This window comes from Halovenus halobia (assembly GCF_051414135.1).
In the GTDB taxonomy this organism is placed as follows: domain Archaea; phylum Halobacteriota; class Halobacteria; order Halobacteriales; family Haloarculaceae; genus Halovenus; species Halovenus halobia.
Window position 1 is genome coordinate 703,799 of the sequence record NZ_JBLKOA010000001.1, and the last position, 24,363, is coordinate 728,161.

The window sequence follows — 24,363 nt, forward strand, 5'->3', positions numbered from 1 at the left end:
GTGTTGTGGTTACGCAATATCTCGGCTGGTGTCGATGGAAACCTCTTCCACAAGATCGAGTTTGATTGTATCCGAGGGGGCTCGCCCGCCGCGGAACTTCGGAATCGACATCCGGTTTTCGACTTCGTCGCCGCTGATGTTCGTCTCGAGATGGAAGACAACGTCAGCGAAATGCTCGGTCGTATCTCGCAGCGGCGGCACATCTCGTCCTTCGAGACAGTGCATAATTGCGAGACTGTTGGTGTTGAAGATGTGATTCTGGAGGTCGTTCATGAACGAGCGGAATCGCGAGGGCGGCTCCTGCGATTCGAGGACATCCAGCGGGTCGACAATGAGATTCGAGGTTTCGGGTAGCGCGCTAATCAGTTTGCTTGCGTTGTCGAGCGGTGCCTCCCCAGAGATGTGTCGAATCGTCGGGTCGCCGGTTTCAGTCGGCGTGTTTTCGATACTGTCGGTGACAGCCTCGGCCGTCCGGTTCAGTGACAGCCAGAGCGTGCCGCGGGTTGCGGTGAGTTCGTACAGGAACAGCTCCGCCTGACTCGCTGGCGACGCTGACAGGGCAACCATACTCCCTGCCGGAATCCCGCCATCGAGTTTCCTGTCGAGGACATCAATTCCTGTCCGCAACCGGTCGGTCATCAGTATGTGTTCTATTCGTTACCAGCCGTTAAAGATTCCGACTCGTTTATTAGTAAAACAGACAGTATTTTTGAACGACCGTTCCCCAATACTCCGTGCAGGCGTGTAGTTAGCGTCGAACGGAGCCTCCGTTTATCTTGCAGGTACCATCAGACCTGACGCAGCCAGCGTCGACCACTCTGCCCGAACCTGTGGGTCCTCCAGCGGCGCTTCGACAGACTCAACCCGCGCCAGAAGCGGTGACTCGTCTGGCCATTCCGTTACAGACGCCGAGGGAGTCTCACGGAGAATGGCGCCGAACACACGGGTTCCGAGTTCGCGTGCGGTGCGGGCGGTCCGAACTGTATCCGTCACTGCCGACGGTTGGTCCGTCGAGACGAGAAGCACTCTCTGGGCGTGACGCAGTGGCCGAACGGCGTCAGGCCCTGCACCGGGCGGACAGTCGAGGATGACAGTGTCGTGCCAGTCTGTCAGCCGAATGAGTGCGTCTGCGACGTTCGAGCGGTCACCGGCAGTGAGACACCGGACGCCGGGGGCCGTCGGCGATTCTGCACAGGCCCTTTCCAGTAGTTGTCCCGCAGCGAGGCGGTCGATTCCACCGGGCTGAAGCCCATCGAGCAGATGGTGAATGTCCGGCATATCAGTGTCACAGTCGACAACGATTGGGTCGCTGCCACGGCGGGCCAGCACCCACGCGAGTCCAACTGCAGTCGTCGTTTTCCCACTACCGCCTTTCCCGCCCGCGATTGCGATCATAGGTGGTGTGGCCCGCGCTTCGTATTTGAATCTCCGCCTGCTCAGTCGCGACCATGTCGGGTCACACAGTGGTCCAGGCCAATCAACTCGACCGGTTCGGAGTTGTCTGGTGAGTAGACGACCATCTGGCCTTTCTCCATGTACGGAACCTTCGATTCGAGATGTGCGGGGATGTTGACTGCGCTGATAGCGTCTTCGTCGCCGAGGTTCAGCACCATCGTGGTGTTGATCTGTTTAAATACTGGGTCGGCGATATCCTGTGGGTCTTGCGTGATGAGAAACAGTCCGAGTCGCTCCTTGCGGCCCTGCTTGGCGGCGTCGGTGAACTTCCCGATGACGCGCTGTGCCTGGACTGTGTCGGCGTCAGTCAGGAAGTTGTGGGCCTCGTCCATCCCGACGATGAGCGGCGTCTCCTTGATGCGGTCGTACTCGGGGTCGTTCGACAGTTTCTGGTCGACCAGCAGCGACGACAGTGCGAGCACGACTGTCTCGGTCGCTCGGCTGTTGGCGATGTGGTACGTCGGGACGACGCTCAGCCGACCCGGTCGAACGAACTCGTGGATCATGTCAGTAATCGGTCGCGCGTCACCGTCGAAGACATCGCCGAACCCGCGCGCCCGTCGTGAAACGGCGTCGAAGGTAGCTTCGTGGACTTTCCCGCTCTCGTCGAGTTCTTCTCGCAACGCCGGGTCGTCGAGAAACCGGATGAACTGGTCGTAGGTCCCGTCAGCGCCGTGGCGGTCTCTGAATCGGTCCAGAAGCACATTCACAAGCGCATTGTACTGGTTTTCGTTCAGACCACTGCCGGCGATCAGCCACGGATTGTCGTGGACCATCGAAAACGGAATTGTGAATTCAACCTGCTCGGCACGGTGGTGATCCGCCGAGTAAGTCGCGCCGCCGACCGCTGGAATGAACGCGACGGTATCGTCGTGCCCGCCGTGTGCGATGCCCTCACCGTCGAGTTCTCGGGCCACCACCTCGTCGTACTCGCCGTCGTCGTGCATCTGTGCGTACTCGTCCTGCGGGTCGAACTGGACGACCGCAGGCCGAACCTCGCGGTCGCTCCCGCTCTCGACGGGATAGGACCGGTCTTCGTCGAGATACTGTCGGATGATGTTTTTCGCTCCGTGGGTCTTCCCGGACCCTGTCCCGCCAGCGACCAGAGTGTGTCTGAACACCAGCGGGTCGCCGGTGTCGTAGGAGTCTTTGAGTCGATAGTCGATTGTCGGCGGCGTGGCCGCAGTCTTGACTTTCTGGCCACCGACAGCGAGATGGCCGAGGAAGACACCGTCTTCGGGCATCTTCAGCCCCGTCTTGATGTCAGTCTTCTCCGCGGCCTGTTCGATAACCGTCTCGGGTTTGGGCACGCGGTCGGTCATCCGGCGTTTCAATTCACCGCCCTCTTCGTAGAGAACGGCGACCGGCTTCAGTGAAGCCATCAGTTTGAAATCCTCTTCGTCGATGCCTTCGCTTCGCATCGCACGGCGAGCATGAATCTCGGTAGCGTCGTCGGCCCGGTACTCCTGGCTGTATTCCAGCGCTTCGATCCGACAGAACAGACGCTCGCCGTCTGGATACGGAGCCAGCAGATACGACCCGATACGGACGTCGGACCGATTCCCTGCGGTCACGTACGCACGAAGGTCGGTTTCGTCGTCTTCTTCGCTGATCCTGAGTCCTGTCGACGCAGAGAGCACCCCAATTCCGCGGTCAGTTCCCGCTGGCGAGGCGTCGTACGTCTCGAACTCGTCGTCAGATTGGCTCTCGCCAGCCGATTGGTCAGCAGTATCGGCGGCGTTGGATTCCGCCGCTGCTCGGCTCTGGTCGTCATCGCTGAGGTCGCTGCTGAAGTCGCCGAGGTCAGTCATTACTGGGTACAAGCGCGTCCACCGACAAACCCGTTTCCCTGCCGCCGCTTACGTTCGACGGCCGCACCAACGCTGATATTTGTCCAGGCCTGCTACGGTGACGTATGACCGTCGACTACCCGGGGTGGAGCTAATGGTTGCCCTGTTCGGGACCGACGTGGTGCTCTTTCTGTTGATCGGGCTACTGGCCGGCGCCCACTGTATCGGAATGTGTGGGCCGCTCGTGACTATCTATGCCCAGCAGATGGACCCAACGCGCACAGACGGCGGTCAGCAGACGGCACCCGCCAGAGGACAGCGACACGCACACCTCACGCTGTACGAAGTGCGCCAGCACGCGCTGTTCAATATCGGTCGAACGTTGAGTTACACCGCAATCGGCGCGATTGTTGGTCTGCTCGGTGGCGTCGTCTTTCTCGGTGCTGGAGAACTCACTGCGACGGCAGACCTTGTTCGCGGCGTCTTCGGCGTCGTAATCGGTGCCTTCGTTATCGGGACGGGCGTGATTTACGTCCACGGCCGGGTGACTTCGGGAGTGTCACTACCCGGCACACAGCGCATTACCCAGAAGCTCACCGGAGCGGTCGACCGCCTCGCAAACGGCCCCGGAATCGTGGGCCTCGGTGCAGTTCACGGGTTGCTTCCCTGCCCTATCCTCTATCCAGCCTATCTCTACGCGTTCTCGACAGGCTCACCAATCGCAGGCGGAGTCGCACTATTCGCGCTTGGCGTCGGCACAATTCCGACTGTGTTTGCCTACGGGACGATCATCGACAGCGTTGGCGCGACCCACCGCCGCCGGATGCATCGGGTGCTCGGCGTCCTATTCGTCATCCTCGGCTACATCCTGTTCGCACACGGGCTGATGTCGCTCGGTATTCAGATTCCGCATCCACGGCTTCCTTTCTGGGACCCACTGACGATGGCACGCTAACTGGACGGGTCGAGCACTTCGACGCCGGTTACCTCGAACCGCGCGCCGCTAGCCTCACTCTCCACAACCTCGATCTCCCAGTCGTGGGCCTGTGCGACCTGTTCGACGATTCGCAGGCCAAATCCTGAGCCATCAGCTATTGTCGAGAAGCCAGCCTCAAAAATGTCCGTTCGATCCTCTTCTGGAATTCCCGGGCCATCGTCGGCAATGGCGAACCCACTGTCAGTGAGTTCGACGTACACGGTGACTTCGGGTCCACCATGCTCCACAGCGTTGGCAAAGAGGTTCTCGAAAAGATGGTTGAGTCGGTCGTTGTCGGCGATAATGCGGCCCTCTGGTGGGGCCGGCCCGGTGAATGTAAGTTCGTCCTTGTCGCGGTCGCTGACGAGTTCCCAGGCCGATTCGGCGGCGTCCCTGAAATCGACAGGCTCGGTATCACCGATTTCCCGACCACTGCGAGCGAGCCAGAGTACGTCGTCGATAATGCGTTCCATTCGGTCGAGAGCCCGGCCGATTGGTTCGTGATGTGGCGTTTCGAGTTCGTCCTGTGCCAGTTCGAGTCTGGCTGCCGCCGTGTTCAGCGGATTCCGCAGGTCGTGGCTAACGACGCCAGCGAACTCGTCTAGCTGTTCGTTCTGGGTCTGGAGGCGTTTTTCGTACTCCTTGCGGTCGGTGATATCCCGAGAGTTGACGAGGTAGCCGTCCATCTCGCCGCCGGTATGCTCGTTGCCGAGCGCTTCCAGCCACACCCACGACCCATCGCTGTGCTCGAACCGAAATTCGACTTTGGTCGACTCCGTGTCGGGGTCAGCAACGAGTTTATGAAACTCTTCGGCAGTTTCGGTCTGGTCATCTGGGTGAACGTAGCCGAAGACGTTCTCTCCGCGCAGTTGGTCGATATCGTATCCGAGGACATCCTCGACCGCAGGGCTCTGGTACGCTATCTCACCGTCTTCAGTGAGGACTGTGATAATATCCTGTGTATTTTCGACGTAGGCCTGATATCGCTCGGAGAGGCGCTCGAATTCGCGCTCCTGGGCCTTCCGCTCAGTAACGTCGCGGCTGAACCCAGCCACCCGAACCACTTCGCCGTCGTCGTTCGTAATCGGCGAGCCTTTTACCCATACCCAGGTCGGTTCGTCTGATCCTTTAATCCTGTACTCCACATCGATCGTCTGGCCAGCAGAGAGTTCGCTCATCTTCTCCGTGACCAGTGGCCTGTCATCCTCTTTGATCACGGTGAGAAAATCCCGCGGGTTGTCTTTGAGTTCCGCGACGGGGCGGCCGTACACTTTTTCGTAGCCGGAAATGAACAGAATTTCTTCCCAGTCACGGTCGAACAGCCAGATACAGTCTGTAACGTTCTGGGTGACTTCGGTGAGTCGCTGGCGTGTCTGTTCGACTTCTTGCTCAGCGTGGCGCTGTGCAACTGCGTTTTTGATTCGGTTCGCCAGAATCGTATACTGGCTCGTCCCGGACTGTTTTTGCAGGTAATCGGTGACGCCAGCGGTGATCGCCTCGCTGGCGACAGCCTCGCTTCCCTTGCCGGTGTACAGAATGAACGGCAAGTCTGGGTACTCCTCGCGAACCTGTGTCAGAAACTCGATTCCGGTCGACGCGGGCATGTCGTAATCAGAGACCACACAATCAAACTCGTGGTCTGCAAGCAGAGCGTGTCCGTCATCGACGCTCGTCGCCGTCGTTACGCTGAACCAATCGACCTCCTGTTCGAGACAGGTCTGTGTGAGCTCGACAAACTGTGGGTCATCATCGACATGGAGAACCTCGACATCGCCACTCATTGTTATCGATTACTCCTCATCCATGAATAGTTTTTCTGGGCAGTTCTCACAGGTGATACCAGACCAATGCATCGCTATCGACCGTACACGACGACAGCCACGCACACCGCACTCACTACGGCGAGAGTCCCTCTCGCCTAGATTCGGACGGCCCTGTCCGTCACTCGCTCGGTTGATTCTGGATTCCTTCGTCGGTAATGATGTTGTTCACCAGTCTCGTCGGGGTTGCGTCGTAGGCTGGATTGCCCACCTCGAAGCCCTCGGCTGGTTCGCGCATCACCTCACTCGCGACGCGGTGTTCGTTCTGGAAAGAGAAGCCGCCTTCGACGAGTTTTGCCGAGGAGCCGATAATATCGACAGGGACACCGCTGTCAGCAGCCGTCGCTGCAATCGGATACGTCCCGACCCGGTTGTACAGTGTCTCGTTCACAACGCAGGTCATCCCGAGCAGGACCCTGTCGACATCCCGCATGACGTGTCCAGAGGCACCGTCGATGATAAGTGTCGTTTCGACCGACTCGAACTGCGCGAGTCGACGGGCCATCTTCCGTCCAATGTACCGCGGTCTGGCCTCAGTTACGTAAACCGTGAACTCTTTTCCATCCTCGACAGCGCGGGTCAGCGCCGACAACACTGTCGTCGAGTAATCGTGAGTGAGCAGCGTTTCGCCGTCTGATAACTGGTCGGCGGCCAACTCGGCAGCCTTGCGTTTGCCTGTCTCGACCCGTTCGATGACCTCGTCGATAATGGTCAACGTTTCCCCCTGTGCCGCCTCGACACTGTCGGAATCGAGTTCAGTAACGTGTTCGACAATCTGTCGCTGGGTGGTATGTAACGAGGCGTGTGAGGGATTGGCTCGACGCAACGCGTTGCTGTTGCGTTCCAGCGCTCGATGGTACTCGTCGACTGTCGGAAACTCACGCTCAGTCAGGTCTTTGAGTGCCCGCGCTGCCTTGACCGCAACCACAGACGAACTGTGTGTCTGCATATCCGCGATTTCGCCCGCTGTCTCGTCAATCATGTTCGGCTATTCGACGGGCGGGATAAAGTGCTTTTCCGACCACCTTTTTCAGCGTCGGGTGGTTCGCTCCGCTCACCACCTCTCCTTGAAAAACGTGGGCGAAAAAGGCCGGACGTGCCGACGGCGCGTCCGGTAGGAGTGTACACTTGACGGCAACCGCAGGACCAGTCTTTTGTGGGTTCCCCCGGAATGACCGCCCGTGACACGCAGACGGACAGTACTCGGAGCGCTGGCAACGACGGGAATTACGGCACTGGCTGGCTGTTCGACAAGCCAGGATGACAGTTCTGGACCCAACGGCGGAGAAAACCAATCCGCTGCAGCAGGTGTTGTCGAAACGTACTACAAAGCGGCTGCTAACGGGAACCTCGAAAGTGCAGCGGAACAACTCGCGATGACGCAGTTCGAGGGCGGTAATGCCCGGACAGTCGAGGAGATGGCAACGGCGCTCGAAGAGCGTGGGCTGAGTACGGACGGCGTAGATGTCTCACTTGGCGAGTTCAGAGAGCTCTCACTCTCCGATTTCAGAGAGTTCACGTTCCAACTCAACGGCGAGACGCGAGAGTTCACCGACGAGGAAATGAACCAAGTCGTCCCGAAAGCGTCGGCGTTCAGCGGCGACGACGAGCGCGTCTCGCTGGTCCACCACACCGGTGGCTTTCTCCCCGAGCTGTGGGTGCCGTACCAGCCACTGGAAGCGCCAGCCGACGGCTGGGGCGAAGTCATTATCGAGGTTGGCCCATTCGACGGCGACCCGTACGTCATCGGCGACTTTAGAACGTTCACCGAAATCAAAGTCGTTGATAACTGAGTGAGTCAGTCTTCGAGGTCGTCGATATACTCGGTGGGGTCACCGCCGTCGCTGACAATCTGCTGGTACTCTCGGTTGCTCACCTCGACAGTTCTCGTCTCGCCCTGCATGACGACTTCCAGCGAGACAGTTCCTTGTGGGTTGTTTCGCAGGCGAGTGCTCGCGATTGCAGTAAACACGAACCAGACAGCAATCGCACAGCCAAGGCCGTAGAGAAGCAGCGTCTCGAAAGCGAGGGGGTCCACAGTCTGGGTCCACCGAGTCGGGTAGGCGTACTGAAAGAGCCAGATACCACCTGCTGACAGTGCTGTCCCGATACTGACACCAGCGCGTGTCCGGCGACTCGCTGGCAGCGCAACGACAATGCCGAGTAACATCAGTGGGATGCCGACGCCAGCGGCAATCCCGGCGGTCTGTTTCGCGGCCGTTCCGGTGCCGGTCCAGACAGCAGCCATCGCGGCGACGATTGCGAGGACGCCGAGGCCGACCAGCACCCCGCCAGCGACTGCCTGTCGCGGTCGCGAAACGGGCGATTCCCCGCCGTAGGCCTCGTCGAGGCTCGTCATATGTGTTGATTTTGACGGCGAATACAAAAGAATACGTCAGACAGACGCGCGACAGAGCGAGTCAGTTGCTCTGAATCCGCGGTGCGAGCATGTAGGTGACTTCGCCCTCGCCTTCGGCGATGTCGAAGTGCAGTTTGACAGGGAACTCCTCGCCGAGTTCCATCGTCACTTCGGTGTCTTTTGGAATCGCCTTGTTCATGTCCTGCAGGTAATCCAGCGAGAACAGTGAGGACGCCTCGCCAGCGACGAGGTCGATCAGGTCTTCGCCGTCCAGTTCGAGGTGCACGTCGTCGGTGTCACCTTCTGCTTCGACGTAGAACACCTCATCAGTCTCGTCAACGCCGAGTTCGATGTGGTCGCTGACCATATCGGCGGCCGTCACGGCGCGGTCGATATCCCGACCCTCGATAACGATTGTTGACGAGAGGTCCAGATCCGGCAGGTCCGGTTCTTCGCGGATCGATTCGGGGTCGATCAGTGCGAGCGTGTATTCCAGTCCATCAATCGAGATGTGTAGCTTTCGAGTCTCCTCGTCGAGTTCGAGTTCCACGAGTTGGCCGCTGTCTGCCATCCCGGCAATATCCTGCAGTCGAACGAGGTTGACGCCGATCAGTCCGCCGTCGGCCTCGTACGACTCGAATGCGGAGGCGTCGAGGGAGAGGTCAACCATCCCGACGTTTGCGGGGTCAACCGCGCGAATTTCTATCCCGCCATCGTCAAGGTGGATCTTACACTCGTCCACCAGCACGCCTACGGAGTCAAGCGTCGACTGCAGCCGTTCCGCTCGCACTATCGCCTTGAACATCTTGGTGCGGGCTACGGCGTCTTCGCTTAAAAAGACACGTCATTACGAGTCGCCGTCCGCGCTGTTGGTTCGGACCGTGACGCCGCTGAACTCGAATCGTGCTCCGGGAGTGCTGTCATCACCGGTGAGTTCACTGTCAGTAATTGTCAGTTCCCAGCCGTGAGCGCGGGCAATCTCCTCGACAATCGCTAACCCGAATCCAGAATGGCCTTCACCGCCGGCATTCGTCACTCCAGGCGAGCGAACGTCCTGTTGCTGGGAGTCTGGTATCCCTGGCCCATCGTCTTCGACGTAGAATCCATTTCGAGTCAGTCCGACTCTGATAGCTGGGGCAGGGCCGGCGTGTTCGAGCGCGTTCCAGAACAGATTTTCGAGCAGTTGTTTGAAGCTATTTTCATCGGCTTTGAGATAGCCCGGATTCGCGATTTCTAGCGTCGCGTCTGACTGCTGCCCGCGGCAGTTCCGCCAACAGCCGTTGACGATATCTGCGAGTCGAACCCAGTTTTTCGACTCGACCTGTTCACCGTGTGCGAACAGCGTATGCGTGTCTGAAATGACTGACTCGATTCGGTCGTGGGCCGCAGTCACCTGGTCAAGATGTGAGAGGTCACCGTGTTCTGTCGCGAGGTCGACGCGCGATTTTGCAACGGTCAGATGGTTCGGGATATCGTGGGTAATGACATCAACGAAGGCTTCGAGGCGCTCATTTTTGCGGCGAAGGGTTCGTTCGTTTTCGAGTCGGCGAAACGCCGTTTCAGCGTTCGAGGCAAGGATCGATGCGAGGTCGATATCGGTCTCGCCGAATGCTGCCGGCCCTCGTTTGGCTATACTAATCAGTCCATACGAACCGATTGGGAGATACATGACTGAGGCAATATTGCCTCGGCTGTGGCCATCGTCCAGTGTCTCGATATCTTCGACGATAACTGTCTTGTCCTGCGTGAAAGCACGGACCCCTTCGGTGTCCTCGTCGAGGTCGTACGCCCAGCAGGTGCCGACGTCGTCGACAGCGTCGTCGGAGACCAGTATCGGTTCCAGTTGGCCGTCGTCAGTGGCGATACGGACGACAGTTCGATTGAACCCAAGCGTCTCCTCGGCAGTCTGGGAGATGACGCGAGCAATTTCGTCGATAGAGGTGGCTTCGACCAGTTCGTCGGTGACGGTATGGAGCTGATTGAGCTGGCGCTCGCGACGTTTCTGGATTGAGATATCCTGAATCGTCCCAACGTTGAACGGACGCTCCTGTGTCTGAACACGAGTCGTGACCGTTCTGACATCGACAGCAGTGTCGCCAAACGTGTGAATGGCTTCTGCTGTCCGTGTTTCACCCGCCCCAAACGAGCTCCAGTAGGCGTCGAATTTCTCGGGGTCGACAGCGGTGTTTATCTCCCAGATTGGTGTGTCGAGCAGGCTCTGGCGGTCTGTGTCGAGCATATCGGCGTATGCCTGGTTGACATAGTTGTAATGGCCAGTCTCGTCGTAGGCCCCGACCCCGACGCCGACAGCGTCGACCATCTGCCCGAACAGTTCACCGTCCATCTGCTCCACTTTGGTGGTGTTGACGTATCACTGTTTTCCCCGACGAAGGATCTCCAAGACACCAGTGTAGAACGACCAGTGAGCTTTACACTGCGCGGTGAGTGAGAACCAGCATGGATACCCGCGAACTGGCTCGCACACTCGTTGATATTCCGAGCCACGACGACGAAACTGCTGCTGGAGACTACATCGAGCGCTGGCTTCGGGAACGAACTGCTGGTGCTGTCACCAGGGACCAACACGGAAACGTCATCGCACGCCGCGGGTCTGGCCCACAGTTCGCGCTCGTCGGCCACCACGATGTGGTCCCACCTGCCGCCGAGCAGATTGACAACGGCGAGTACCAGACTGCAGTCCGTGACGGACGGCTGTACGGCCGCGGCGGTGCGGATATGAAAGGTGCTGTCGCGGCTGCGATGTGTGCCTTTCGTGACGCCGAACTCGAAAACTGTGAACTGGTCTTTGCCTCCTTCGTGGGCGAAGAAACTGGCGGCCGAGGGGCACGCGGTGCGATTGCCGACGGGTTCGCACCCGAACGGGCAATCATCGGCGAGGGCTCGACTGGCTACTCCGACGAAGGTGTGACGGATGTCGCAATTGCTCACAAAGGCAGACGTGCGGTAACGGTCGACGCCGCAGGCAAACGTGCGCATGCTAGCGAACCTGACGCGGGGACGAACGCGATTTACCGAGCCACGGAGGCCGTCGAACTGCTCAAAGGGGTGCCCGTTCCGGAAACGTCGGTGTTCGGTAACTCCATGTCGGGGTCGCTCGCCGTGACCGAAATCGAGGGCGGCACCGCGTGGAACGTGATTCCGGACTCGTGTACGATTACTGTCGACGAGCGGACCATCCCCGGCGACCGTATCGACCTGTCCGACGTGCGCAACCGCGACGGTATGTCAGTCACCATCGAACAGGATCTGCCGCCGATGGCCTGTGATGACCGCGAGTTTGCAGCGCTCGTTACAGCGGCTGCCGAGCGAGCACAGACGGCCCAGCCACAGCAGGTGAGCAAACCCCACGCAACCGACGCTGGATGGTTGGCCGACGCCGGCACGAGTTGCGTGGTCTGTGGGCCGGCCGAGCCCGGGGAAGCACACACCGCCACCGAAAGCGTCTCGCTGGCAGTGCTCGACCGCTGCCGAGAGATTTACCAGTCAACTGCCGAAGCTATCGGTGATGACCGCGACTAGCCCTGTCGACAGGCTGAACAGCCACACGGCGATGCGTTGATGGGCCAGTGGGCCAAAGCCCGAGTATGGCGAGCAAAGAGACTGCAGATTCCGACACCTACGAGTCGTTTCTGAACCACGTCCGAAAGTACAGTCATGTCAGTGACGCCGCCGGCGTGTTGAGTTGGGACCAGCAGGTTATGATGCCTGACGAGGGGACACCAGCACGCTCGAAACAGACGTCAGCGCTCTCGACACTCCAACACGAGTTACTCACCGACGATGACCTTGCTGCGTATCTCGACGAACTCGACGGTGCCGTCTCCGACAGACAGCAGGCCGTCGTCCGCGAAGTAAAACGAGACCACGAGCGCGCAACGAGGGTTCCGGAGGAGCTCGTCGAACAGCTCTCTGAAACCGCGTCGAACGCGATGCCAGTCTGGGAGGAGGCAAAGGCAGACTCAGACTTCTCGAAATTCGAGGACGAACTGTCAGAGCTGGTCGAACTTCGGCGGGAGTACGCCGCCGAGATCGACCCGGACCGAGACCCCTACGAGGTGCTTGTTGAGGACTACGAGCCGTATCTGGATATCGAGACCATCGAGAAGATTCTCGGCGAACTCAAATCCGAACTTCCGGCACTCATCGAACAGGTTAGCAACAGCGATGTCGAACTTGCCGACCCCTTCGACGGCGAATACGACGAGTCCGCACAGGAAGAACTCGTCCGGGAAGCACTCGATGAGTTGGGTTACAACTGGAGTCGTGGCCGTCTCGACACCGCACCACACCCGTTCTCTACCGGCACGCAGTTCGACGCGCGCGTGACGACACGATTCACACCAGATGACCCGATGGACGCGCTCGGGTCGACCATCCATGAGTTCGGCCACGCACGGTACACGCTTGGCCTGCCAGACGACGAGTACGGCACTCCGTTGGGTGACAGTCGTGACATGACTGTCCACGAATCACAGTCGCGGTTCTGGGAGAACCACATCGGTCGGACGCTGCCGTTCTGGCGACAGTTCGGTGCAACTGTCGAGGAGCATCTCGGCGTCGAGGCGTCACCCCAGGAGTTCTACGAGGCCGCAAACGAGGTGTACGAGGACAACCTCATTCGCGTCCAGGCTGACGAACTCACCTACCACATGCACATTGTGCTGCGCTTCGAGATCGAGCGCGACCTGATTCGCGGGGACCTCGAAGTGAGCGAAGTGCCGCAGGTCTGGAACGAGAAGATGGAAGAATACCTCGGAGTCGTGCCAGATTCTGACGCCAACGGCTGTCTGCAGGATATCCACTGGACCTACGGAAACTTCGGCTACTTCCCGACGTATTCGCTTGGGTCACTGCTGGCCGCACAGATCGACGAGACGGTGCGCGAAGAGTTCGACGACCTCGACGCCACCATCGAGGACGGCGAATTCGACCCGATAGCCGACTGGCTGGAATCGGAAGTCCACCAGCACGGCTGCCGGTACACCACGCCAGAACTGATCGAGGGAGCCACTGGTGAGGCGCTGTCGGCCCAACCGTTCCTCGACTACGCCACAGACAAGTACAGCGACCTGTACGACCTCTAACCGGAAGTACTGAGTCTCGCGATTTCTGTGCCATCAGTGATGATACGAACAGTCACAATCGAGTCTGGCGTCAGCGCTGGCGAGTTCGTCGAGGCGAGTTCGAGCGTCCCGGTTTCGCCAGGCCGCCAGGTGTTGTCGCTTGCCGAGTTGAACGGGCCGCCGGGGCCACTCTCGAAGCCACGTGCGGCAAAGAACGGAACTGGCGGCTGATGTGTAACGCGCTTCCCGTCGATTGTAATCCGGATGGTCGCCTCGGTCAGGTCGATAGACTCACCACCGCGGTGTGTAATGCTAAGTTCGTCAGTATCGGCGTCGACGGCAAGTTCGAACGACGAGACCGGGGCCGGGTCGGGGGGTTCCGTCGCGAGCGCGAGGCTCATTGTTCCCGCACCCACCACAACGAGGGAAATGAGCAGGATAACGCCGACCACAGAACTGACAGCCCGACCCATAGGGTGGGTTGGCTACGGTTCAGTACTTCAACCTACGGGACCGAAATAGAGACAGTCTCGCCACTGAGCGTGGTCGCCGTGAGCTCGAAGCTGTCGCGAGGCTGAATTACCCACAATTGCCCTCGGTTGTCGGTCTGGCCGACAACCTCACCATCGATTCTGACGACAGCGTCGACCACAGGGCGGCCGTCATTATCGAGTTGGAGACGGAGTGGTCCGGTGTCGTGGGTGAGTGACAGCGTGATATTCAGTGTTCCTGTGCTGTTCGAGACAGTCTCCTCAACGTACCGCTGGGAGGGCAATCCAACCTGGTTCTCGTGGAAGACGTTCCGTGTTGCCCCGTCGAAGTAGGTGGTCAGTTCACCCTCTGGCGTCGCGACATCGAACTTGTACGTCCGGCTCAACTGCTCAACATCCGCGCGCACCTCCGTCAGGTCATAAGACCAGGGATACAGTTCACCCAGACGGTTCTGGGCCTCGCTGTACCCCTGTGGAGTCGCCCACTGGTCGTCGTCGATACTGATGTTCTGGTCGAGTTTGAACTGGTCCTGCCCCTCGAAGTCTCGTTCGCCGAGGACAGTCGCCTGTCGCACGTACTCATCCTCGGCGACAGTTGCAAGCGTCAGTCCGTCGCCCGCTGCCGCGAGGTAGATGACTCGTGGCTCCGAGGTTGTCAGTGTCTGCTCCACCCGGTCGAGAACGGGCTGTTCCGGTGTGAGTCCTGCGGACAGCGTTTCGAGCTGCGAAATCCGTCGAATTCCAATATCGGTGTTGCTGGCGGCCCGCTCGTAATTCTGGACCTGTGTGTTTGCGATAATGCGGAAGGTGACGAGTTTTCGGAGCAGCGTGCGCTCAGAGATCTCGCCAGCAGCGTAGGATTCGTATAGTTGCTCTTGTTGCTCCGCGAGGCGCTCGAAGCGAGTCTCGACACGGTCGAGTTGACCCTCTGCAACGACCGGCCGTTCTGTCGCGTTGGCCGCTTCCAACTGTTGGGCGTATGTCCGCGTGTCGTGCGTACTGTGAATTTCCTGGGCCGCGATGCTCGCTGCACTCGAGACATCGGCACCGATCCGGTCGTACCCATCGGTACCAGTCCCGAACGGCGAGAGGTAGTTCGTCCCGTTTTCGCGTTCCGAAATCGTCAGCTGACCGGTATCCGCTGTCTGTTGAAGAGAGAGGCTTCCGACGGGGGCCCCAACTGTGAGCAACAGGCAACCGGCAAGGAGGGCAACCACAGCGCGACGAGCCGTATTCATCTCAAAAGACAGTTCTCCGCTAGCGTATAAAAACCCAGTGGCTCCACAGGCAGCGAGTGGCCCCTCTGATGTCAGAATTGTTCCGAGCCGTACAGCTACTAAGACGGCACGAGCAGTGCCGAGACCGTTTATCGAGGGCCATGACGTTTCATAGAAAGCGTTTTCCCGACAGGGGACGACATCCGGGGTATGTCTCCGCCGTCGCGTGTCGCTGCGGCTGCCCTCCTCATCGTCGGCGTGGTGGTCTGTGGACTAGTCCCTGTTGTCGGGGGCACACCGTCACCCGACACTGCCGACCAGACGGACAAACAGGACCCCTTCGGCGAGAGTCCAGACGTGCAGTTTATTGCAAATTTAGAGACTGATGGCGATGCGAGGTGGAATATTACGACCACTGTCTCGCTCGACACAGCAGAAGAAGTCGAGGCTTACCGCTCGACCGCAGAAGATTTTAAGAACGGTGAGTTACCGCCGCTCGGGTACTCAGCGTTCGAGACTGGACTGGCGGGCGTAAACGGGCAGACTGACCGAGAGATGGTTCTCACTGGTCCCAGACGAGAGACTGCCACGGAGTCTGAGATCGAGTCAGGAAAAGGCAGGTTTACTGTCGAATTTACCTGGGAAAATTTCATGCGAAGCGAGGAGAACAAACTCCAGATTGACCGTGCTGTGCTGGTTACCGAGTCTGGCACACTCTGGTTCCCAGAACTTGACGAGTCAGAGATATTGACGCTGCGTGTGCCCGAGAATTACGGGGTGCGAGACGCCAGCGTCAATACTCAGAACGGCGAACTCCGATGGACCGGGCCAGAGCGATTTACCGACGAAACGCTGCAGGCGACATTCGTTGGTCCCGGTGCCGTCCAGCCCGACGACGGGAACGACGACCAGCCAGGCGAGCAATCTGGAGCGTTTCCGTGGATTATCCTCCCAATTGCAGCTCTCGGTATCGCAGTTGCGGTGCTCCTGAGTCAAAGCGAACAAGTCACACTCGATATCCCGGATGAGTTGGACGTGGCCGGAGCGCTGTCGGCAGGAACGTCCGGAGCAGCAGACGAAACACCAGAACAGGAACGACCCGACGACGGAGCTACTACTGCTGGACCAGACGACGACGCGGAGGATGACCAGATCGACACGGAGTTATTGAGCGACGAGGAGCGCGTGGAACGACTCCTCTCCCAGAACGGCGGGCGGATGAAACAGGCAGATATTGTCAAGGAGACGGACTGGTCGAACGCCAAAGTCTCACAACTGTTGTCTGCGATGGACGAGGAAGGCAGAATCGACAAGCTCCGGATTGGCCGTGAAAATCTGATCTCGTTCCCTGACGAAGACGTGACCAACTCCGAGGAGTGACGAGATCCGGGTCGCGACAGTGTGTTTGCAACTGCCGGCAATTACGACAAAACACTGTTTTGTGTAAGCGAGCTGGCGCAGAATTATTACCAAGATAAAAACAAACTGCTTGTGGGTTTTCAGCCGTATCGAAAATGTTTACCTCGCGTGGGAAAATGTGTACACTGTATGAAGATACTCGTAACAGTGACGGAGGTTGCTGACGCGGACGACGAGTTCGAGATTAGTGGCACATCGATCGCCGATCAGTACCTCACCTACGACCTCAACGAGTGGGACGACTACGCTATCGAAGAGGCCGTTCAGCTCAGCGAAGAGCACGACGACATCGAGGTCGTCACAGTAACTTTCGGCGCCGAGCGCGTCGAAGAGACGATTCGGACCGCACTCGCGAAGGGTGCCGACCGCGCAATCCGTGTCTGGGACGACTCATTCGAGGGCCAGACTGTCCTCGACCCGTCCCAGAAGGCTCGACTGCTCGCTGGCGTTGTCGAAGAAGAAGACCCAGACCTGGTCCTCTCGGGCGTTCAGTCTGGCGACGTGTCGATTGGTGCGACCGGCGTTGCCCTGGCCGAACAGATCGGCTACGAGTGGGCCGCAGTCGTCAACCAGCTCGACATTGACCGTGACAGCGGTGTCGCGGCCATCCACCGCGAACTCGAGGGTGGTGTCGAGGAACTCACCGACGTTGACCTGCCAGCTGTGCTGACGATCCAGACGGGGATCAACGAGCCCCGCTACGCCAGCCTGCGCGGAATCCGACAGGCCCAGAGCAAGCCGCTCGACGTAATGTCGCCCGAGGACGTCGGCGTCGAACTCGAAGAGTCGGCAATCGAACTCACAGAACTCGTCGAGCCCGAAAGCGAGAGCAACACCGAGCTGTTCGAGGGCAGTGCCGAGGACACAGCCGGGCAACTTGCTGAATTCCTCCGCGAGCGCGGGGTGGGAGCATGAGTGACGTTCTCGTTGTCGCGGAACACCGCCGCGGCGAACTCCGTGACGTGAGCTACGAACTACTGACTGCAGGCCGTGAACTCGCTGACTCGACCGGTGGCAACCTCCACGCCACCATCATCAGCGGCGATGTCGACGAATACGGCGAGGACCTCAACCGCGAGGGCGTCGACGCAGTCCACACCGTCGACCACGGTGAGGAGTTCAACCACGGCGTCTACACGCAGGCAGTCGAACAGATTGCCAATGAAATCGACGCCCAGTACGTCGTTGCAGGTAACACGGTCAATGGAATGGACTTCTTCCCGGCCGTGGCCGAGCGACTCGACATGCCGCTGGTTACTGACGCCATCGCATTCGAGACCGGCGACGGTCTCTCAGTCGTCCGAGAGCTGTACTCCGGCAAGACCGAGGGAACCATCGAAGTTGACTCCGAGAAGGCCTTCGTCTCCGTCAGACCTGGTGAGTGGCCCGCTGCAGAGGGCACCGGCGACGCCGCCGTCGAAGCCTTCGACGCCGACATCGACGAGGACGCACTCAACACGACCGTCAACGGCTACGAGGAAGTCGGTTCCGGTGACGTCGACATCAGCGAGGCTGACGTGCTCGTCTCCATCGGTCGTGGTATCGAGGAGGAGGACAACCTCCCACTCGTCCACGATCTGGCCGACGCACTCGGCGCAACCGTCTCCGCCTCCCGACCGATTGTCGACAACGGCTGGCTCGGCCAGGAGCGACAGGTTGGCCAGTCCGGCAAGAAGGTCACGCCTGACATCTACATCGCAATCGGTATCTCCGGCGCAGTCCAGCACGTTGCTGGAATGAAGGGCGCAGACACGATTATCGCCATCAACAACGACCCAAGCGCGCCGATTTACGATATCGCAGACTACGGAATCGTGGACGACCTCTTCGACGTGGTGCCGGCACTGACCGAAGAGTTCGGCGGGTAACTTCGAGTCCAGCCGACCGTTTTTCACCACCGAAAGACTCGCGGTGCTCGTCTTTCGAGCCCTGTCTCGCTTTGCTCAACAGGACCACGTTTTTCGCGAGTGGTTCCGAGCGTAGCGAGTGACCCGAGCGAGAAAAAGGTGGTCGCGTATTGTGGACGACCTCTTCGACGTGGTGCCGGCACTGACCGAAGAGTTCGGCGGGTAAGTTCGGATTACAGTTACGGAGCGGTTTTTTATGCTCTGTTAAAATGTTTAATCAGTGCTATTTTTTCAGCATCTTGCTGAATACAGAGCGCGTATTTGCACGAGCAAATGGTCTGATTGAGAGTAATACGAGTGCTCAGTACAGACAAACCACTGACTGCTCCAAGCAAGGATTCGGCGATTTCACAAAGTGACTATATCCCGGGCATATGAGGTCGTCTGGTGAGTTTCGGAAGAAAATAATGTTCTTGGATTTGTGCTATATATGAAGTATAGCTGTTATGAACCTGAATCTTCGCAGTTGCTTTTAACAACTTTCAGATCGAGTCCTGTCTCAGCAGGTGATATAACCCAGTTTCTGGCTCGCTCACACTCATCTTCATTCTCGGTAACCTCCCATTCCACTGTCTTTTCGGGTCTTGGGGTAACATCATCAATGACTAACTCCATTTCGTACGTCCCAGGTGGGACGGAGAATTCCGTTCTATATGCCATCCCTGCTGCCACCGTTTTGACTCTCGACCGGTGAAAATCGTCGTCATCAGGGTGATTGAATTCCACATACGTGTCTTGTGGCTCGTTTGTAGCATTAAGAATAGTTACGACAATAGTGACATCAGAGTCTAATATTGATGAGCAACCAGCAAGTGGAACCAATGCCCCAGCACTCCCAGCAATGAGACGACGGCGGGTGATGAGTTCTGTCATGAAAACTTCATTCCACCTATTATAGTAAGTATTTTGTGTGTAATAATCGGACTGATCTAACTATTTTTACAAGGACGCTGACCGATACGCGCGATGTATCTCAAATGGGTATCCGAGTACCTCGCTGAATTGGAAGAAATCACAGTGGTCAATATGCAAGTTTAGTGAGCAGTTAGTTCAGTGTCGAGGTGGTGAAAGAAAGCACGGCGCTATGCTGAACTCACGCTCTGTATCTCGCATCCCGATCCTATCAGTTATTAAGGATTTGAACAGAGCAATTTTTTAGAAACGGCCCGGCAAAAATTGACGAGTCAGTCGTCGGCTGCTTCTGCTGTTTCGGGCTCCGTCTCGGCATCAGCGTCAGTCTCGAACTGTGCTGCAAGTTCGCCGAGCCGTTCGGCACGTTGTGAGAGTGAGTCGGCGCTGGCGGATATCTGCTCGATGGCGCTGGTCTGTTCTTCAGCAGCGGCGGAGACATTCTGCGATTCTGTCGCCGTGCGGTCGCTGACCTCGCTCGCCTCTTCGACCATCTCGACAACGCTCTGGGTCGACTGCGCCTGCTCGTCGGTCGCGTCGTTGATCGACTGAATCCCCGAGTTGGCGGCGTCGATCTTCTCAGCAATCGATTCGAGCGTGCCGACGGTGTCGTCGACCGCGTCACGACCCTCCTCAATCTCGTCACGCATGTCGAACATATCCTCTGCAACAGATTCCGTCGAGCCTTCGACTGAACTGACAACCTCCTCAACTTCCTGCGTCGCCTCGGCAGTCTCTTCAGCGAGACTTTTGATTTCGTCAGCAACGACAGCGAATCCTTCGCCCGCCTCGCCCGCGCGGGCGGCCTCGATGGAGGCGTTGAGCGCAAGCATGTTCGTCTGCTCTGCGATTTCGTCGATCAACTCGACGATCTCACCAATGCGGTGCACTTCGGACTGGAGCCCCTCCATCTCCGTTGCCGTCTCGACAGCTTTGTCTTCGATCTGTTCCATCTTGGCGATGGTTTCGGTGGCGGTCTCCATGCTCTGCTCGCCTTCCTCTGCGGCTTCCATCGAGCGTTCAGCCACCTCCCGAGAGGAGGACGCAATCTCCTCGACGGTCGCAGAGAGGCTGTTCATCTCTTCAGCCGCGCGGGTGAGTTTCTCGCTTTGGGTGTCTGCGCCCGCAGAAATTTCTTCGATACTGTCTGCGACCTCCGTACTGGAGCGACGAATTTCGCCGGTCGAATCAGTCACTTCCGTACTCTTGTCATCGACCTCGGTCGCAAGTGACTGAATCTGGAGAACGAGCGTTTCGATATCGCTGAGCATGTCGTTGACCGAAGCTCCGATTTCGGCCATCGCTTCACTCTCGCTGTCGGTATCGAGTCGCCGAGTGAGGTCACCGTCGGCGGCCGCACGAATCCCTTTCTGATACTCTTGGGCTTTGGTTTCGAGATGACTGCTGAGCGCCTCGGCTTCCTCTTTGGCTTGCTGGGCCTGGAGTTGTGCCTGTTCAGCTTCCTCACGAGCGGATTCAGCCTCGGCCGCCTGCTCTTCGACTTCAGTGAGTTGCTCGCCGAGTGTATCCCGAATCCGGACAAATGCCGCTGCAAGACCCCCAAATTCGTCGGTTCGGGACCGTTCGATATCGATATCCAGATTGCCGTCTTCGATCTCCGTCGCGTAGGTTGTCATCCGGTCGAGTGAGTTGTTGATGTCGCGGGTAATCGCTGCGCCGACAGCAACCAATCCGACGACAGCAATAGCAATGAGCAACAACAGGTCACGGGAGACGCTCTGGGCGGTCGCAAAGATAGTATCTGTTGGGCCGGTGGCGATGACCGACCAGCGTGCACCCTCGACTGGGGCAGAGGCGACGATCATCTCAGTCTCGTTGTCTTGCTCAGTGTCGGTCGTAACGCGGTCGATTCGGGTCTCCGTGTTCGCAACGGTGATGAATTCGAGATCGTCGGCGAGGAAGTGTTTTTGGGTAATCTCGCCGAGGTTCTGTGAAAGCACGACAGTGCCGTCTTCGTGAGTTACGACCTGGATGCTCCCACCCTCGATTGGAGATTCGAGCAGTTGACTGCGTTCCTGCAGATTGACAACTACCACGATTGCCTTCGATTGGTCGCTCAGGGCGAGCGATGTGAAGCCAATTTCTTTGTCCCCATCAGCCTCGTAGGGTTGGAAGGGAAGTGCGTCGCTGGGCGTTAGCGCGACTGGGTCAACCGCCCACGGGTACTCCCCGCGCTCGAAATCTTTCCCGTCCCAGTCTGGGTCGGTGCTGGTAATCACTTCTGTGTTTTCGAGGTCCACGTAGTGAATCGCCTCGACAGTTTCGGGAAGCCGTATCAGTTCGGTATCGAGTTCGCGCTGTCTACGGTCTTCGCTCCACGTCGAGAGATTCTGAACAGAAGAGAGTCGGCGAGCGTCGCCACGGCGTTGCTTGATGAACAGGTCGATGCCCGCGGCTTCTCGCTCGGCGGAATCTGCGAGTCGTTGCTCGGCGTTTGCCTCGATATCAGCCTGCACCGACGTGAACGTGAAGTAGCCGACACCGACCAACAGAACGGTCACTATCAGAATTGCAACGCCAATTTTTAGGGCGTATCGACCGCGAATTCGGTCGTACACCTTTCTAAAACCTCCTCGAATACGATCCAATCCTGCCATTGCGCTATCCTATTCTAGACCCATATATAAACGTAATCGCTCAAAATCAGCAGTGATAATGTACTCTGGGGCCGGCGCGTGCTCACGCCCAGGGATGGCCGCCGGGCCTGTCAGGCCACAGTGGGTACCAGTACTCTCGGTTTTCCTCGACAGTCATCTCGCTTTCCAGGACGCCCGAGAGTTTCAGTTCAGTCGACTGGTCGCGTGATTGCTCACCACTTGGAACGAAGGGGTAGAACGTCCCACGCCGGAAGGAGTAGACCCAGTAGACGTATGACTCCGTCTCAGGGCCAGCGCGGTCAGTCGCCTCGAACGCAAAAACGGCTGCCTGCAAGCGCGAGCCGAATTCTCTGTCGATGAGCGTTTTCGAGGCGTAGTGAACACCGGTTACGAGGTCCTCGAATTCCTCAGCTTCGAGCACAATCCACTGGTAGCCATAGCTGTCCTCTCGAAACTCTGCCAGGGTGCCGGATTCGCCGACAGTAAGAATCTCCCGCACCTCCTCGACTGCGTCACGGAACTCCGTCGATTCGACATCAGCGATACAGAGACCCGCTTTCCCGGCCGGAACGAACCCCAGGTTGGCCTCCATCGTCAGCGTTGCCGTGCTCATCTCGAAGAGGTCGTCTGGGTCAGCGTCACGAGTCGCCGCCGTCTCGGCGCTGACGCCGAGTAACTGTCGCACTGCACGAAACAGTCCCATGTCCGAGCGTTCGACAGAGAGCGTAATGAATCCACCCATCGAGTGGGTGGGCCAAAAGTTGAAACAAGTCCGGACCGAGAGAGGCGTATATGCCCACGCGGAGTAACAAACACATCAAGAAATTCAACCAACTGGTCGACGTGTACGAGCCCGACGGGGTCGACCCTATCGAGACGGTTAGCTCCCGCGAGCACGCCGCCCTCGAACAGCGACAGGAGGAACTCGCAGAGCACCGAGCGCGCGTCGAAGCCCTCGGCGTGGGGGAGTTTTTCGACGAGGAGCGCGAGCGCGAAATTCGAGACAGCGAGAGCCACCCCGACCCGGCGGCAGTCGCCGAGTCACAGCGTGACGAGATGCTCGACAGACTCGACTCCATCGAGGACGCGCTGGCGGAGGCACTCGACGGCGGTGCGGTGCTCGATACGGACGAAACGCTGGACTGGTAACGTGGTGTTTACAAGCGCGAGCGGTCTATCAGTGATATGAGCCGGTCCGGAGCCTTCTGTCCGCGGTGTGGTTCGGAGATCGTCCGGGAGACGGAGCTTCCGGACCAAGCCGACGGACGACTATGTGACGATTGTTATCTGAAACAGTACGACCTCGTTGACGCACCCGACCGAATCGAGATTACTGTCTGTGCGCAGTGTGGCGCTGTCGACCGCGGCAACCGATGGGTCGACATCGGGGCCGACGATTACACCGATATCGCAATTGACGAAATAACTGACGCGCTCTCTATCCACGTCGACGCGAGCAGTATCTCCTGGCAAGTCGCGCCTGAACAGGTCGACCCGACGACAATCAAGATGCACGTCCAGTTTTCGGGTGTCCTGCGCGAGACACCACTGACTGAGGAACTGACTGTGCCGGTCAAAATTGGCCGCGCAACTTGCAAGCGCTGTGGCAGGATTGCTGGTGGCTCCTACGCTGGCGTTGTCCAGTTGCGCGGGGTCGACAGAGAGCCGACCGAAGACGAGAAAGACCGAACCAAAGAGATTGCACACAACCTCGTCGACGAACTCGAAGACAAGGGGGACCGGGAGGCGTTCGTGACCGAAATCAACGAGGTCCAGGGGGGACTGGATATTCGCCTGTCGACGACGCGGTTAGGCGAGCAAATCGCGCGCCAGGTGACGGAGGAACTGGGTGGAGAGTTCACCGACCACGAAACGCTCGTCACCGAAGACGACGACGGCAACGAGCTGTACCGCGTAACCTTCGCCGTTCGCCTGCCGCCGTATCACCCGGGTGAAATTGTCGACCCGGGTGACGGAGAGGGGCCGGTACTGGTCGAAAGCGCCCGAGAGACGATGCGAGGCACGCGGCTGAAGACTCACGAACCCTACCAGACGCCCTTCGAGGACGGAACCGCACCCGAAGGGACGCGACTGGGCTGGCGTGAGGACGCTCAGGAGACGACACTGGTCGCTGTCGAGGATGAGCATGCGGTTCAGGTTCTCGACCCAGAAACCTACGAGACGAAGTCGGTTGCTCGCCCGCCGGAGCTAGAGACAGACCGTGACACCGTAGAAGTATTCCGTGGCAATGGCACGCTGTACATCCTTCCTGAGGAGTAAGGCGGGTCATAACCCTTTTTTTCTGTGGGAGTCTCTGA

The 24,363-nt window shown here is 58.6% G+C and carries 22 protein-coding genes; 9 read left to right on the plus strand and 13 right to left on the minus strand.

Going from position 1 to position 24,363, the window contains the following annotated elements:
* Positions 1 to 9: 9 nt before the first annotated feature.
* The 3 genes from ACMGFM_RS03925 to ACMGFM_RS03935 form a co-directional block, all read right to left on the minus strand.
* Entirely contained in the window at positions 10 to 639 is a 630-nt protein-coding gene (locus ACMGFM_RS03925; protein ID WP_436901135.1) for an RAD55 family ATPase, read from the minus strand.
* Between the two features lie 132 nt (positions 640 to 771).
* Positions 772 to 1,395, minus strand: coding sequence for a MinD/ParA family ATP-binding protein (locus tag ACMGFM_RS03930; RefSeq protein WP_436901136.1), 624 nt, complete (start codon positions 1,393 to 1,395; stop codon positions 772 to 774).
* 41 nt (positions 1,396 to 1,436) lie between these two features.
* Positions 1,437 to 3,266: an ATP-binding protein gene (locus ACMGFM_RS03935; RefSeq protein ID WP_436901137.1), complete on the minus strand. Its 1,830-nt coding sequence runs from the start codon at positions 3,264 to 3,266 to the stop codon at positions 1,437 to 1,439.
* Positions 3,267 to 3,399: 133 nt separating this feature from the next.
* On the opposite strand from ACMGFM_RS03935, the gene ACMGFM_RS03940 reads away from it, so the two are divergent.
* Positions 3,400 to 4,200, plus strand: a complete 801-nt coding sequence (locus tag ACMGFM_RS03940) for a sulfite exporter TauE/SafE family protein (protein WP_436901138.1) — start codon at positions 3,400 to 3,402, stop codon at positions 4,198 to 4,200.
* Here the strand turns inward: ACMGFM_RS03940 and ACMGFM_RS03945 are convergent.
* Both ACMGFM_RS03945 and ACMGFM_RS03950 read right to left on the minus strand, forming a co-directional pair.
* Positions 4,197 to 6,002 (minus strand): PAS domain S-box protein, encoded by a 1,806-nt coding sequence (locus ACMGFM_RS03945; RefSeq protein WP_436901139.1) that lies wholly within the window; start codon positions 6,000 to 6,002, stop codon positions 4,197 to 4,199. The two genes, ACMGFM_RS03940 and ACMGFM_RS03945, sit on opposite strands and share 4 nt — an antisense overlap.
* Before the next feature lie 160 nt (positions 6,003 to 6,162).
* A complete protein-coding gene (locus ACMGFM_RS03950) occupies positions 6,163 to 7,023 on the minus strand; it encodes an eIF2B alpha/beta/delta subunit family protein (protein ID WP_436901140.1) in 861 nt (286 codons plus the stop codon).
* Between the two features lie 199 nt (positions 7,024 to 7,222).
* Here ACMGFM_RS03950 and ACMGFM_RS03955 point away from each other — a divergent pair, with 199 nt between their 5' ends.
* On the plus strand, positions 7,223 to 7,834 hold the full coding sequence (locus tag ACMGFM_RS03955; RefSeq protein ID WP_436901141.1) for a hypothetical protein: 612 nt from the start codon (positions 7,223 to 7,225) through the stop codon (positions 7,832 to 7,834).
* A gap of 5 nt (positions 7,835 to 7,839) precedes the next feature.
* Here ACMGFM_RS03955 and ACMGFM_RS03960 read toward each other — a convergent pair whose 3' ends face one another.
* The 3 genes from ACMGFM_RS03960 to ACMGFM_RS03970 all read right to left on the minus strand — a co-directional run bounded on the left by ACMGFM_RS03960 (position 7,840) and on the right by ACMGFM_RS03970 (position 10,744).
* Positions 7,840 to 8,400, minus strand: a complete 561-nt coding sequence (locus tag ACMGFM_RS03960; RefSeq protein WP_436901142.1) for a cell division protein CdpA domain-containing protein — start codon at positions 8,398 to 8,400, stop codon at positions 7,840 to 7,842.
* A gap of 61 nt (positions 8,401 to 8,461) precedes the next feature.
* Positions 8,462 to 9,205 (minus strand): DNA polymerase sliding clamp, encoded by a 744-nt coding sequence (locus ACMGFM_RS03965; protein WP_436901143.1) that lies wholly within the window; start codon positions 9,203 to 9,205, stop codon positions 8,462 to 8,464.
* Positions 9,206 to 9,247: 42 nt separating this feature from the next.
* Complete coding sequence (locus tag ACMGFM_RS03970) at positions 9,248 to 10,744, minus strand: PAS domain-containing sensor histidine kinase (protein WP_436901144.1); 1,497 nt, start codon at positions 10,742 to 10,744, stop codon at positions 9,248 to 9,250.
* 113 nt (positions 10,745 to 10,857) lie between these two features.
* On the opposite strand from ACMGFM_RS03970, the gene ACMGFM_RS03975 reads away from it, so the two are divergent.
* Both ACMGFM_RS03975 and ACMGFM_RS03980 read left to right on the plus strand, forming a co-directional pair.
* A complete protein-coding gene (locus ACMGFM_RS03975; protein ID WP_436901145.1) occupies positions 10,858 to 11,940 on the plus strand; it encodes a M20 family metallopeptidase in 1,083 nt (360 codons plus the stop codon).
* Between the two features lie 65 nt (positions 11,941 to 12,005).
* Complete coding sequence (locus tag ACMGFM_RS03980; RefSeq protein ID WP_436901146.1) at positions 12,006 to 13,505, plus strand: carboxypeptidase M32; 1,500 nt, start codon at positions 12,006 to 12,008, stop codon at positions 13,503 to 13,505.
* On the opposite strand, the gene ACMGFM_RS03985 is transcribed toward ACMGFM_RS03980, so the two are convergent.
* Together ACMGFM_RS03985 and ACMGFM_RS03990 are read right to left on the minus strand one after the other, a co-directional pair.
* Complete coding sequence (locus ACMGFM_RS03985) at positions 13,502 to 13,957, minus strand: archaellin/type IV pilin N-terminal domain-containing protein (RefSeq protein ID WP_436901147.1); 456 nt, start codon at positions 13,955 to 13,957, stop codon at positions 13,502 to 13,504. The two genes, ACMGFM_RS03980 and ACMGFM_RS03985, sit on opposite strands and share 4 nt — an antisense overlap.
* A 32-nt stretch (positions 13,958 to 13,989) precedes the next feature.
* Entirely contained in the window at positions 13,990 to 15,213 is a 1,224-nt protein-coding gene (locus ACMGFM_RS03990; RefSeq protein WP_436901148.1) for a DUF7094 domain-containing protein, read from the minus strand.
* A 189-nt stretch (positions 15,214 to 15,402) separates the two neighbouring features.
* Between ACMGFM_RS03990 and ACMGFM_RS03995 the strand changes: the two genes are divergently transcribed.
* The 3 genes from ACMGFM_RS03995 (at position 15,403) to ACMGFM_RS04005 (ending at position 18,479) form a co-directional block, all read left to right on the plus strand.
* The gene (locus ACMGFM_RS03995) at positions 15,403 to 16,572 is read left to right on the plus strand and encodes a helix-turn-helix transcriptional regulator (protein ID WP_436901149.1); all 1,170 of its coding nucleotides are present in this window, start codon (positions 15,403 to 15,405) and stop codon (positions 16,570 to 16,572) included.
* A 168-nt stretch (positions 16,573 to 16,740) separates the two neighbouring features.
* Positions 16,741 to 17,526 (plus strand): electron transfer flavoprotein subunit beta/FixA family protein, encoded by a 786-nt coding sequence (locus ACMGFM_RS04000; RefSeq protein ID WP_436901150.1) that lies wholly within the window; start codon positions 16,741 to 16,743, stop codon positions 17,524 to 17,526.
* The gene (locus ACMGFM_RS04005; RefSeq protein WP_436901151.1) at positions 17,523 to 18,479 is read left to right on the plus strand and encodes an electron transfer flavoprotein subunit alpha/FixB family protein; all 957 of its coding nucleotides are present in this window, start codon (positions 17,523 to 17,525) and stop codon (positions 18,477 to 18,479) included. Before ACMGFM_RS04000 ends, ACMGFM_RS04005 begins: the two co-directional genes overlap by 4 nt.
* Positions 18,480 to 18,962: 483 nt before the next feature.
* Here the strand turns inward: ACMGFM_RS04005 and ACMGFM_RS04010 are convergent, their stop codons facing one another.
* From ACMGFM_RS04010 to pspAB, 3 genes are all read right to left on the minus strand, one after another.
* The gene (locus tag ACMGFM_RS04010; protein WP_436901152.1) at positions 18,963 to 19,391 is read right to left on the minus strand and encodes a hypothetical protein; all 429 of its coding nucleotides are present in this window, start codon (positions 19,389 to 19,391) and stop codon (positions 18,963 to 18,965) included.
* A 311-nt stretch (positions 19,392 to 19,702) separates the two neighbouring features.
* Positions 19,703 to 22,006 carry a methyl-accepting chemotaxis protein gene (locus ACMGFM_RS04015; protein ID WP_436901153.1) on the minus strand — a complete coding sequence of 768 codons (2,304 nt, stop codon included), beginning with the start codon at positions 22,004 to 22,006 and terminating at the stop codon, positions 19,703 to 19,705.
* A 121-nt stretch (positions 22,007 to 22,127) separates the two neighbouring features.
* The gene (gene pspAB / locus ACMGFM_RS04020; RefSeq protein ID WP_436901735.1) at positions 22,128 to 22,748 is read right to left on the minus strand and encodes a PspA-associated protein PspAB; all 621 of its coding nucleotides are present in this window, start codon (positions 22,746 to 22,748) and stop codon (positions 22,128 to 22,130) included.
* 89 nt (positions 22,749 to 22,837) lie between these two features.
* Here pspAB and ACMGFM_RS04025 point away from each other — a divergent pair, with 89 nt between their 5' ends.
* Positions 22,838 to 23,194 (plus strand): hypothetical protein, encoded by a 357-nt coding sequence (locus tag ACMGFM_RS04025; protein WP_436901154.1) that lies wholly within the window; start codon positions 22,838 to 22,840, stop codon positions 23,192 to 23,194.
* Between the two features lie 36 nt (positions 23,195 to 23,230).
* Positions 23,231 to 24,325, plus strand: coding sequence for a 60S ribosomal export protein NMD3 (locus ACMGFM_RS04030; RefSeq protein WP_436901155.1), 1,095 nt, complete (start codon positions 23,231 to 23,233; stop codon positions 24,323 to 24,325).
* Positions 24,326 to 24,363: the final 38 nt, after the last annotated feature.